Source organism: Chroococcidiopsis sp. SAG 2025 (genome assembly GCF_032860985.1).
GTDB lineage: Bacteria > Cyanobacteriota > Cyanobacteriia > Cyanobacteriales > Chroococcidiopsidaceae > Chroococcidiopsis.
In genome coordinates this window covers 1868380-1880381 of the sequence record NZ_JAOCNC010000001.1, presented here as the reverse complement: position 1 = coordinate 1880381, position 12002 = coordinate 1868380, and the positions used below count along the sequence as shown (strand labels likewise).

Here is a 12002-nt window from a genome sequence, read left to right as displayed (position 1 = left end):
AATTCGATGGATGAAACATTATGTAGCAGTAGGGATATTAAGATAGGGGATCGCGTCGCTCAAAGCAAGCTATCCTGCCCAAAAGCTGGATCTAAGTGTCAGATAACCTTAAAACCTGTTGTGTTGGCTAGAAGCATGGAAACCTTAGAATTTGTCATCTATCCCGATGGTCGCGTACAGGAAAAAGTCACGGGGATCGTCGGTTCCTCCTGTACTGAAGTTACGGCAGCGCTGGAAGCAGAACTAGGGCAAACCATTAGCCAGCAGCCAACATCAGAATATTTTAATCAAGTTAATACACAAGCTGATGTCTCAATCGCTCAAGCATCGTTTAGCGAATGGTAGCTTTTTTATTTAGTTATTTACCCTAGTTAATTTACGACGATCTAGAAACACTATGTCACACTTTAGCCAAATCAAAACTCAAATCCGCAATTTAACATCCTTGCAAGCAGCTCTCACCGATCTAGGAGTTGATTGGAAATCTGGATCTCGACAAGTCCGAGGCTATCAGGGACAAACGCGAAATGCCGAAGTGACAATCGAGCAGGATAACGGTTATGATGTAGGATTTAGCTGGAATGGTAAAGAGTACGAACTCGTCGCCGATATGCAATATTGGCAGCAGCCTTTATCAGTAGAAGGTTTCTTGCGCCAAGTGACGCAGCGTTATGCTTACCACACTGTAGTCAATGAGACGGCAAGACAAGGGTTTCAAGTCACCGAACAACAGAAAAACTCAGATGGCTCGATCAGACTGTTAGTACAGCGCTGGAGTGGCTAATGGACGATCTTGGCACATCGAATTATTCTGACTCGGAGCGATCGCACCTAGAACCCGAGTTAGGGGGAAATCTGCGTGATGCTGCCAATCGTTCTGGACTAGAGCCAGAATTGGGCGGTGTTACCCGGCAAAAGGGTGTATACGTTGACGAAATCACTTGTATTGGGTGCAAGCACTGCGCTCATGTCGCTCGCAACACCTTTTATATCGAACCAGATTACGGTCGCTCTCGTGTTGTCCGTCAAGATGGTGACGTAGAAGAACTGGTCCAAGAGGCGATCGATACTTGTCCAGTAGATTGCATTCACTGGGTCGATTACACTGAGTTAAAGCGGCTAGAACAAGACAGACAATATCAAGTCATTCCCCCAGTTGTAGGATATCCCGTAGATGGTGCTGTGGCTGCTGCCCAAAAGCGCCGTCGCAAACAACAGTTAACTCGTAAAAAAGCCAAGTATTGATCGATTCTCAATCATCCAAACAGGCGATCGCCTACTGAGGAGACTGTGCCATCCAGTCTCCTTGTTTTTTTTTCTAGTTTTTAGATTTATGCAGAGACGGATCGTCGAACGTCTCTACACTGATAACTGACAGCTGATTTAGTTTTGTTCCAGAAAAGATTGCACTTTCCCGTCAGCGCCGAGTATGACTCTAACTCTAGGTGTTTCGCCTTGGGGGTTAGCAGAGACAAAGGGTTCGCCGATTAAAGGTAAACCAGAACTCTCGATGTAGTTTCTAGCTGCTTTGCCTAAAGGTTCGATCCGCTGCACCGAGCCGTCTACATCTAGGACAATACTGTATTCTAACGGTTCGCTGAGTCCAGAGGGGGGCTGCCAACGCTGTTGGAAGTATTCTCTGACTTCATTAACTTGCGGCGTAGGGGCAAAAGCTGCTGCTTGTGGTGCTTGTCGTGACGGTTTAGCTGGCGGCTCCTCAACTGGCTTACCTTCCAAAGCCGCTCTAATCCTTTCTCTGGGTGTCAAGCCTTCTACTGATGGCGGCGGAGCTGGATTGCTGGGTGGTGCGGCAGGAACATCGATTGTGGGGGGAGTCTGAGCTGAGCGATCGGGAGTAGGAGGACTGGGAAGATTATTATTGGTGGTAATTCCTGGTAAGGTAGCTAAGCTATCTGGTTGCACGGCAGGCTTATTAGCTGGTTGGTTAGCCGATTGCTTGGGTGTTTGAGTAGAACCAGACGGTGCTTGAGCAATACCAGGTAAGGGGCTAGCTCCAGCGTTAGGTGGTACAGGTGGGGCAGTGGTTGTAAAGGGTGGCGTGGTTGGTGCGGTAGGCAGGGTAGTGTCTGATAGAGGTGAGGGAATCGTTGGCGAACTCCCCACACTTGGCGTATTTGGTAAATTCCCTAAAGTTGGGCTTGTCAAAGTTGGGCTTGTCGTCGGCGATGGGAGATCGCTTGTGGGTGGCACAGACGGTACAGCCTCTGGAGATAAAGTAGGCGAGGCAGAAGGCTGTTGTGGCGGACGACTAGCTGTTTGTGGCTCGTCAGAACGGTTGAGCAGATGTACCAGTCCTGCGGTTAAACCTACTCCTACCAGCAGTACGGCTGCTATCCCCGCCCAAGCTGTAGAAGGAGTCGTAGCAAAACGAGTTGGGCTATTAAAGTTAGTTGGGACAGCTAAAACGTCAGCAGCATATTCATCTAAAGCGTTTGCTAGATCGAATAGTTGCGTCATGCTCAAAGGAATGAATTGCCCCGTACTAGAAGTTGCTAAAGCTCCTAAAAATAAATTATGAGATAATCCTTCACCAGGTTGAATGTATATTCCTCCTGCTGGAGCTGGTGCAGGCGTGCTAGAGGAGTCTAATTCTGCCGGTAGGGTGGGTGTATTGGCAGCATCTTCTACCAGCAAAGCATTGAATCGTTCTGGCGATGAAGCGAGAACTCTCTGCACGTAGTTTTTGCCAACTTCATGCAATTCTACTAAAGAGTGGCGATCGCCCTGAATGCGAATCTGCTCCGCTTCTGGCAGTTGGGAGTCATGAAAGCGCACCTCGAACTGAATTGGTGCATTCACTGATTTAGCGCCCCGATCCAATCCTGACGTGCGCTCGGTAACCTGTAACGTACAAGAAGCTTGCGTATACTTTTTTATAATCGGTTCTGACAGAGACATAAGCGAAAATGAGGGAGTAGGGAGTAGGGAGTAGGGAGTAGGGAGTAGGGAGTAGGGAGTGAGGAGTGAGGAGTGAGGGGTGAGGGGACAAGGGAAACACAGATTACTGGTCACTGACAACTGATAACTGATAACTGGTCACTGATAACTAGCCACCAGCCACTTTCCCGACCCCCTAGTTATAATTGCGAACGATCGAGCAAGGTAAGCCATAAGTGCCGATGACCGACAGCACCGCTATAAAATAACAGATCGACTAAGAGCTTGAAGCCTAATTGACTCAGCCAATTGGTTGATAAATGTTCGGCATCTTCCATGCGCTCTTGGTAAAGATTGCTGAAACTATCGATGTAGTCGCCCAACACGCCGATTTTATGGGGAACTTCTCGATTGGCGATCGCCTGCTCTAACAACATGACGGCGCGGCGAATTTGAGTCTGATATTGTTTGGCTAGGTGACAAATAATTAAAACTAGCGATCGCGCTTCTTCTATATCTAATTTTTTCCTACCCCCGTCACCTTTACGTAAAGGATTTGATTGCCTCAAGCGCCATAATGCCACCCGATCGGGGATTTTTGTTGCCAAATTTAATTCTTCTGCTGCCGATAACATTGCCTCAGAACCAATACCTACTAAAGCTTCTAGCGCCAACAATATCAGATCGAGTTGAGCTTTGATATTGTTGAGCTGCACGGGTGCAGGCTCGGCGCGAGTGAGATCGTTCCACTTAGTACTTTGATTGGGAGATTGGGCGCTAGAGTGCATAGTCTTCAGCATAGGTGGTACGACTAAGATACACTGAGCTGTTACCCAATTTGAAACCGTGTTTCTTTGGTTTTGGCTTTTTTTCTCCAGCTAGCAACAAATTTGCCGCTCAAGCAGCTCAGGTTCTGAAATTTTGCTCAGTCAATTTTTACCACATCCTACACGTTGACGCTACCGCAAAAAAACTACTGTCACCCCAGAGCCACCATCCTCAGGAGCCGCAGCCTCGAAGCTACTTACCATAGAATGCTGTTGCAAAAAATTGTGAACTCCTTGCCGCAGTTTCCCCGTACCGTGACCGTGAATAATCCATATTGTTCCAGACGCTTCGGCGATCGCCTTATCTAGCACGATCTCCGCATCAGCCACTCGACTACCTCGAATATCGAATGTGTTTTGGGAAGTCCTGATTGTGGGGGAGTCGAGAGTCGGGAGTCGGGAGTCGGACTGTTTTTCTCCTCTGCTCCCCTGCCCCTCTGCTCCCCTGCTTCCTTGTCCCCCTTGTCTTCCTTGTCTTCCTTGTCCCCCGTGTCTTCCTTGTCCCTTCTCTTGAAAAGTTGCCTTTTTCCCATCTAGCGATTCAATGTCTTCTAGCTTGACAGTCATTTTCATCAGTCCGAAGCGGACGATTAATTCGCCGTCATCGTTGGGTTCGTTCAAAACTTCTGCGGTTTGCCCTAAACGGGGAATGCGAATGCGATTGCCTACTTGGGGGCGAAATTCGGTTTTGGGCTTGGGTGTCGGAGGAGTATGTTGTTGGGCAAGCCGATCGATCGCTACCGTCGCTTGCTGTGCGGCTTGAGCTGTAGGAGTTCCTTGCTGCAACTTGCGAATCACCTGAGCAATTTCCGCTTTAGCTTGGGCGATCGCCTGTTGAATTGCTTGTTCTTGAGAGGCACGTAATTCTCGTTCTCGCGCGTCTAGCTGAGCAGTCCGTTCCGAGAGTTGACGATACAATCGCTCTGTTTGTTGTAATAACTGTTGGGCTTGGGCGGCTTTCGTTTCTTGTTGTCGCCGTTGGGCTTCAAGTCCGGCAATAACCTGGTTCACATCTTCCGTTGCTTCTCCTACCTGATGTTTTGCTTGCTCGATCACCTCTGGTTTTAATCCCAAACGAGCAGCGATCGCTAAAGCATTCGAGCGACCTGGAATCCCCCACAACAAGCGATAAGTAGGCGATAAAGTTTCCTCATTAAATTCCACCGAGGCATTTTCAAACCGCTCGTCTTGATATTTCAACGCTTTCAATTCGCCAAAGTGAGTTGTCGCCATACTCAGCTCGGCATTGTCGGCAAGGTGACGCAAAAGGGCGATCGCCAAAGCACTGCCCTCGACTGGATCGGTTCCCGCACCTACTTCGTCTAGAAGAACGAGTGAGGAGTGAGGGGAATTTTGAATTTTAGATTTTGGATTTTGGATTTTGGACTGAACTTCTTCCTTGTCCTCCTTGTCCTCCTTGTCTCCCTTATCCCCCTCCGCTTCCTCAACTCCTGAGCTGCTCTTCTCCCCCTTATCCTCAAACTCCCCGACTCCTCGCTCCTCACTCCTCACCCCTCCAATGTCCTCAAACTCCCTGGCTCCTCGCTCCTCGCTCCTCACCCCTCCAATTGCCTCTAATATCCGACTAATCCGCCGAATGTGACCGGAGAAGGTAGAGAGACTCTGTTGTAATGACTGTTCGTCGCCAATATCTGCCAATACCATGTCAAACCAGGGAATTTCTACAGGTTCTTTGGCAGGAATAAATAACCCGACTTTTGCCATCAAAGCTGCTAAACCAAGAGTTTTCAGCGTTACCGTTTTCCCTCCGGTGTTGGGTCCGGTGATTGTAATGACGCGAATGTGGGGCTGAACGATAATATCTACAGGAATGACTGGCTGCCCTTGTTCGTGCTGGTTTTGCCATACGAGCAGGGGATGGCGCAATTGACGTAATGTTGTATTTTCCCCTTGGGAGCGATCGCAAAAGCGGGGTGGATTGGCTTGCAACCAGTAGCTATAACGAGCGCGGGCGCTGGCAAGATCTATTATCGTTACAACCGCTAGCAAATTCTCTAAATCTGGCTTGACGGCTGCGACTTGCTCAGTAAGTCGCCTGCGAATCGCCTCTTCTTCTGCTTGTTCTCTGGCAATGTATTGTCGCAGTTGATTGCCTAAAGCCACAATCGCGTTTGGCTCTACATACAAAGTTGCTCCACTCATGGATGCATCGTGGACGATACCGGGAATTGCGTCTTTTTGCGGTGCTTTGACGGGAATAACGAAGCGATCACCTCTTTGGGTGATAAGTTGTTCCTGTACGGCGTTGGCTTGGCGCTGCAAGATTCCTTGTAGGGTTTGGGTAATTCGTTGGCGCAATTGCCGCACGCGATCGCGAATCTCGGCTAATTTAAGGCTAGCGCGGTCTGCTACCTTACCCTGTTCGTCAATACAGTATAAAATATCCTGTTCTAACTCAGGATCGGTTTTGACAGTAGAGACTAATTCCTGTAAAACTGGCAAATCTTGCTGTTGGTCGATGCTGCGCCGTAACTGTCTCGTTCCGGTGAGAGTTGTGGCGATCGCGAGTAACTGCTCTGCGGTTAATATACCTTGTAACTCTGCTCGTTCTAAAGATTCGCCAATATCTTGAATTCCGGCAAACGACAACCCAGCACTCAGACGACTATCTAACTCGTAGACTTCTTTGGTTTGGTTCAACAATTCCTGACTTTTTGCCTGCGTGTCGGGAATGACCAAATTTCGAGCGGCGATCGCTCCTAGTTTAGTCGCCGTAAAAGTTGCCAAGTGCTGACACAAGCGCGACCATTCTAATAGTTCTAACGTTTCTGATTGAATCAAAGCTTGGTGTTTCAATTTTATTAAAAGGGAGCAGAGTAAGAGAGCTGAGGGAGCAGGGATTAGAGGACAGAATTTATGTTAAGTAATTATTTTGTCTCTGGTTTAAAACTGTTAGCTCGCAGAAATTCAAATAAAAGGCTTTTAGATATCAAATCTACGTTAAATTCAAGCCAAAGCTGAAAGCTATAGCTTTTTTGACTGGGTTCTGTGCGTGCGAGCGCGAATTTTTTCGCCTTAGCTTAGTGTTGAATGCATTCGAGCGAACAATACATTTTGACTTTAACGACACTCTGACTTTAATTCCATTGTAGTACGCTCTCAGTCAGTCTCAATCGTACTAAAGCCTGAATTTCCCTACCTATTTGTAGTACTATCCCTCTATTACTGAGCAGGGAGCAGGGGGAAGATAGCTTCAGGTGCTTCAGGTGCAGAGAGGCAGAGGGGCAGAGGAGAAAAAACAATCCAAAATCTAAAATCTAAAATCCAAAATTCCCCTCACTCCACACTCCACACTCCTCACTCCTCACTCACAAAAATCTCCCAACCTCTAACCAAACCCCTCGCGAATTTGGTACTCTAGCGAAATAGTTTGGGAACGGGTAAAGAAACGTGAATATTCAAATTGGACGTGGCAAAACCGCACGCCGCGCATACGGCATTGATGAAATTGCACTGGCTCCGGGGCAGCGCACTATAGACCCCAGTTTAGCGGATACCAGTTGGCAGATTGGCGCGATCGAGCGAGAAATTCCCATTATTGCAAGTGCGATGGATGGAGTTGTCGATGTGCAGATGGCTGTACTGCTTTCCCAGTTAGGAGCTTTGGGCGTACTCAACTTAGAAGGTATTCAAACTCGCTACGCCGACCCAGAGCCAATTTTACAACGGATTGCCTCAGTAGGAACTCATGAATTTGTCCCGCTGATGCAAGAATTGTATGCCGAACCAGTCAAACCAGAATTAATCGAGCAACGAATTGGGGAAATTAAGCAGCAGGGGGGTATTGCTGCTGTCAGCGCGACTCCTGCTGGTGCGAGTAAATATGGTAGTGCGGTGGCAAAGGCTGGCGCAGATTTATTTTTTATTCAAGCTACTGTTGTATCGACAGCTCACATAGCTCCATCTGAGTTGACCAACCTTGACTTGGCGAAATTTTGTCAAGAAATGCCCATGCCCGTCGTGTTGGGCAACTGCGTCACTTACGAAGTGACTTTAAGTTTAATGAAGGCAGGAGCAGCAGCAGTTTTAGTTGGGATTGGTCCTGGGGCGGCTTGTACTTCTCGCGGTGTTTTAGGTGTGGGCGTACCTCAAGCCACGGCGATCGCAGATTGTGCCGCAGCACGAGAAGATTACTATCAGGAAACTGGAAATTACATCCCGGTGATTGCCGATGGTGGCTTGATTACAGGTGGAGATATCTGTAAGTGTATCGCTTGCGGTGCAGACGGCGTGATGATCGGTTCTCCCTTTGCTAGAGCCGCCGAAGCACCAGGCAAAGGCTTTCACTGGGGTATGGCAACCCCTAGCCCCGTCCTGCCGCGTGGAACTCGAATTCGTGTCGGTACGACTGGTACTTGCGAACAAATTTTACGCGGACCCGCTCAACTCGACGACGGGACGCACAATTTCTTGGGCGCTTTAAAAACGAGCATGGGAACTTTGGGGGCAAAAGACATTCGCGAGATGCAACAAGTCGAAGTCGTGATTGCTCCTTCATTGCTCACCGAAGGCAAAGTCTATCAGAAGGCGCAGCAACTCGGTATGGGTAAGTAGATTGAAGTCGAAAGTTGTCTGACTGCCCCAATGAGTAGCTTTACTTAAACAAAATATCGACAACTTAAAACTTTCCATAATCTTGAGAAGAGTACTGGAAAAAATAAAACAGTCGCCTACAATAGAGGAAGCGGAGACGCATGTTTCCGTTCACTCCTCACACCACACTCCGCCCGGACTACTGTTCGGGCGGTTCCTTATGTATGGGAATTCACGTAGAGTAATCCTTACTTTTCACATCAACTACAATCGCACAGCGATCGCCATAGAGGATCTATCTAATTACATATACTCAGGAGGTAAAAATGCTTGGTTTTACTGTGATAAAATTTTCAGCAAAGTAAGCAACAATATAGCCAAGGATTTTCAGGCATGTCAGCAGCCGCGCAAGTTACAGATTCTTCTTTTAAGCAAGAAGTACTAGATAGTGAAATCCCAGTTTTAGTGGATTTTTGGGCGCCTTGGTGCGGTCCTTGCCGCATGGTCGCCCCTGTTGTCGATGAGATCGCGCAGCAGTACGACGGGCAAGTCAAGGTCGTCAAGCTCAACACCGACGAAAACCCCAACATTGCCAGTCAGTATGGTATCCGCAGTATCCCCACTCTGATGATTTTCAAAGGGGGTCAAAAAGTTGACATGGTAGTAGGTGCAGTACCAAAAACAACACTGTCGAATACTCTAGAAAAGTATTTGTAGAGCTGGGTTAGCACGAAAAAAAGACTTGCAAGCGCCTGAGGTTTTGGCTATATGGCGCTTTTTGGTCTATACATTCATCAGCGTAGTAATTCTGCTGATTGTAAGACGTGAAATTTTGCGTCTCTGTAATTTCCTCTCAACAGATGTCCCAAATCTCGCTAAAATAGAGTGCCGACCCGTGCAGCAGCACTCATGACTTCATCCCGTTCATTAGACACTATCGACACGCTTAGATCGGACTTAGCTACCCTGTTAGACCATCTGCCAGATTTGCAGCATCGGCAATTGATCCAGCAGGCGATCGCAACTATTATTCGGTTAGCACATAGCGAGATTGACCGTCTCGATTGGAAAATCTTAGCGGCTTCTCTGGCGGATATGGAGCGAGGGTTAGAATTATTTCATACCTATCGCCACGTTCGGAAGGTAACAATTTTTGGTTCGGCACGTACTCCGGTGGATAGTCCGGCGTATAAAATGGCAGCAGACTTCGCCCGTTGCGTCACTCAGTTAGGGTTTATGGTGATGACTGGTGGTGGTGGCGGAATCATGCAGGCAGGAAATGAGGGTGCGGGAAGGGAAAATTCTTTTGGGTTGAATATTCAACTACCATTCGAGCAAGAAGCAAATCCTTACATTGTTGGTGACGCGAAATTAATTCACTTCAAATATTTCTTTACCCGCAAGCTATTTTTACTCAGGGAAAGCGATGCAGTGGCGCTGTTTCCTGGCGGGTTTGGCACGCAGGACGAAGCATTTGAATGCATGACTTTGAGTCAAACTGGAAAGTTCGGTCCCGTTCCGATGGTACTCATTGACCACCCAGGGGGAGACTATTGGGAAGCTTGGAGCGAATATATCCAAGAGCATTTGATTCAAAAAGGTTTGGTTAGTCCTGAAGATCCCAGTCTTTATACGATTACAGATAACTTAGATGTTGCTTGTAACGCGATCACGCAATTTTATCGAGTTTATCACTCTAGCCGTTACGTGCGCGATTTATTGGTAATTCGGCTTGATGCAGAACTATCTGATGCTGAAGTTGAAGAGTTGAATGACAATTTCAGCGATATTTTGGTGAAAGGCAAGATTGAAAAAAGTGCCGCTTTACCTCAAGAAACTCAGGATGAAACTATAGATTTGCCCCGGATCGTGCTTTATTTTAATCAAAGAGACTTGGGGCGATTGTACCAGATGATTGCTAGGATAAATCAGATGGGACAACCTTCAGAAGAAACTGCTTCTCATCCAGAAAGAAAGTAAGGCAAGCAAGGCAACTATTCAGAAGTGCGATCGCTTCTTGCCCATTTTTGCCCCGATCGACATACACTGGTAGACGAACTGTCGGCACGGCTGTTATGAGGCGATCGCGGCATGGTGTTGCAAAAAGAATTCCAGCAATCGGAACAAGAATTCTGGCGTGGCGGCAGAAGGAGAAGCAATACTGATGCTCTTTGGTTCGGTATCGTTATCTCACTTCTCGTACACGTTATTTTTTTCCTCAGCTTCGATTATTGGATTCGCATTCTACCAAAGCCAAAACAGCAATCTCGCGCCGAACCAATTCCACTTGAGTTTGTCGAAGTCCCTCCCCAACCAAAACAACCACCCCCAGAAACTAAACGTCGGGCAGCAAACGATTCCGTTGCTGGTGGTAAAGCCAATCGCAGACGACCTCTAGCAACTCGACCGAATAACCAAACTGCGCCTAGAACCAGAACTTCCCGTACTACTCCGCCGCCCGCTCAACCCCGCCGCCAGCAGCCATCTAGCAGCCGCAGAGAGAGTCCAGAGCCACCAAAACCCCAAATCCAGCCTCCTCAAGCCCAACCTCCGATTGCCACTGCTCCCAATCGCTCCAAACCAGTTCCGAAGACTCCTAACCCAGAGCAAAAACCAGCAAATCGTCCTAGTACCGCAATCGAGCGATCGCCTGCTAGAACTACAGCCAGAACTCAGCCGCGATATTCAGGAGCAGCGAGCAAGTTAGGTGGTCCGCTCACGCTTTCCAGCCGCGACCTAGCAGCTAATCCCAACCGTTCTAATCGCGCTGCGCCAGGAATTGATGCTCGTCAGGATGTCGATATGGGTTCTTACTTGCAGCAACTTCAGCGACAAGTCAGGCAGCAGTGGATACCAGGGATGACGCAGAATTCTCGTTCTACTGTCGTGTTTTTCACAGTCACGCGATCGGGTCAAGTCACCAACCTACGGATCGTTCGACCTTCTGGCTCCAACACTACCGACACCGCCGCCATCAGTGCGATTAGACGCGCCGCACCCTTCGCACCTTTACCCTCTAGATTTGCCTACAATTCCCTCAAAATTAGTTTTACATTTAATATCAACGTCTCTGGTGGTTTAGATCTATGGGTTAGATAATCAGTTATCAGTAAAGAAAGGGAGTCGGGAGTCGGAGAAGACACCATTACCTACTGCTCGCTACCCAATGACCAATGACTATTGACTATTGACAAATTAAGGAGGAGTGATGCTCGATTTAACAAAGCTAGCAGTTGGAGGAGTTTGCTTTGTCTTAGCATTTATCCTAGCGAGTCTAGTCGAATACTGGTTGCATCGTTTGATGCACGTTTCGCCTCGCATTGGTGAAAGACATCGCGATCACCACCGCCGGAATGAGGGACAAGGTGTAGTATGGGAATTTCGGGATTACGTTCAGGGTAGCTGCATTGCTATGTTTGCAATGTTCTTTGTCTCCCTCGAAGCTGGGATAGGTTGGTTTCTAGGCAGTTTAGCTTATGCTGCTTTTTCTGCTTATGCCCACCAGTTACAGCACGAAAATCCAACCAAGTGCTTTTGGATGCAAATGCCTGTGCATTATGTCCATCACAAATACGGTATGTGGCATCACAATTTTGGTTTAGCTGTAGATTGGTGGGATCGGGTGTTTGGCACTTACAAACCCGTAGAATGGCTCACGGAAGAAGAAACTAGTCAACCAGAACGCAGCTATTTACAACTACGCTGGTGGTGATATGACGATGT

At 47.9% G+C, this 12002-nt stretch carries 10 protein-coding genes and 1 pseudogene; 8 read left to right on the top strand and 3 right to left on the bottom strand.

Translation table 11 applies throughout. The features are described from left to right. Positions 1–135: 135 nt before the first annotated feature. Genes N4J56_RS09090 through N4J56_RS09080 form a run of 3 tightly spaced genes read left to right on the top strand, consistent with a single transcriptional unit; the run spans position 136 to position 1245 of the window. On the top strand, positions 136–345 hold the full coding sequence (locus N4J56_RS09090) for a DUF2997 domain-containing protein (protein WP_039716585.1): 210 nt from the start codon (positions 136–138) through the stop codon (positions 343–345). A gap of 52 nt (positions 346–397) precedes the next feature. Then, entirely contained in the window at positions 398–784 is a 387-nt protein-coding gene (locus N4J56_RS09085; protein ID WP_039716584.1) for a DUF1257 domain-containing protein, read from the top strand. Further along, complete coding sequence (locus N4J56_RS09080; protein ID WP_317106160.1) at positions 784–1245, top strand: ferredoxin; 462 nt, start codon at positions 784–786, stop codon at positions 1243–1245. Before N4J56_RS09085 ends, N4J56_RS09080 begins: the two co-directional genes overlap by 1 nt. Before the next feature lie 138 nt (positions 1246–1383). On the opposite strand, the gene N4J56_RS09075 is transcribed toward N4J56_RS09080, so the two are convergent. From N4J56_RS09075 to N4J56_RS09065, 3 genes are all read right to left on the bottom strand, one after another. Next, a complete protein-coding gene (locus N4J56_RS09075; RefSeq protein WP_317106159.1) occupies positions 1384–2919 on the bottom strand; it encodes a DUF4335 domain-containing protein in 1536 nt (511 codons plus the stop codon). A gap of 179 nt (positions 2920–3098) precedes the next feature. Continuing rightward, positions 3099–3698, bottom strand: a complete 600-nt coding sequence (locus N4J56_RS09070; protein ID WP_015154474.1) for a DUF3038 domain-containing protein — start codon at positions 3696–3698, stop codon at positions 3099–3101. Between the two features lie 159 nt (positions 3699–3857). Further along, on the bottom strand, positions 3858–6473 hold the full coding sequence (locus N4J56_RS09065; protein ID WP_410500458.1) for an endonuclease MutS2: 2616 nt from the start codon (positions 6471–6473) through the stop codon (positions 3858–3860). Between the two features lie 663 nt (positions 6474–7136). On the opposite strand from N4J56_RS09065, the gene N4J56_RS09060 reads away from it, so the two are divergent. The 5 genes and pseudogenes from N4J56_RS09060 to N4J56_RS09040 all read left to right on the top strand — a co-directional run bounded on the left by N4J56_RS09060 (position 7137) and on the right by N4J56_RS09040 (position 11991). Then, positions 7137–8300 (top strand): GuaB3 family IMP dehydrogenase-related protein, encoded by a 1164-nt coding sequence (locus tag N4J56_RS09060; protein WP_039716581.1) that lies wholly within the window; start codon positions 7137–7139, stop codon positions 8298–8300. Positions 8301–8663: 363 nt separating this feature from the next. After that, a pseudogene (gene trxA, locus N4J56_RS09055) lies at positions 8664–8996 on the top strand (thioredoxin); the annotation flags it as partial. A gap of 192 nt (positions 8997–9188) precedes the next feature. Then, on the top strand, positions 9189–10259 hold the full coding sequence (locus N4J56_RS09050; RefSeq protein WP_317106157.1) for an LOG family protein: 1071 nt from the start codon (positions 9189–9191) through the stop codon (positions 10257–10259). A gap of 111 nt (positions 10260–10370) precedes the next feature. Continuing rightward, on the top strand, positions 10371–11378 hold the full coding sequence (locus N4J56_RS09045) for a TonB family protein (RefSeq protein WP_317106156.1): 1008 nt from the start codon (positions 10371–10373) through the stop codon (positions 11376–11378). A 109-nt stretch (positions 11379–11487) separates the two neighbouring features. After that, complete coding sequence (locus N4J56_RS09040; RefSeq protein WP_317106155.1) at positions 11488–11991, top strand: sterol desaturase family protein; 504 nt, start codon at positions 11488–11490, stop codon at positions 11989–11991. The last annotated feature ends 11 nt before the right edge of the window (positions 11992–12002 follow it).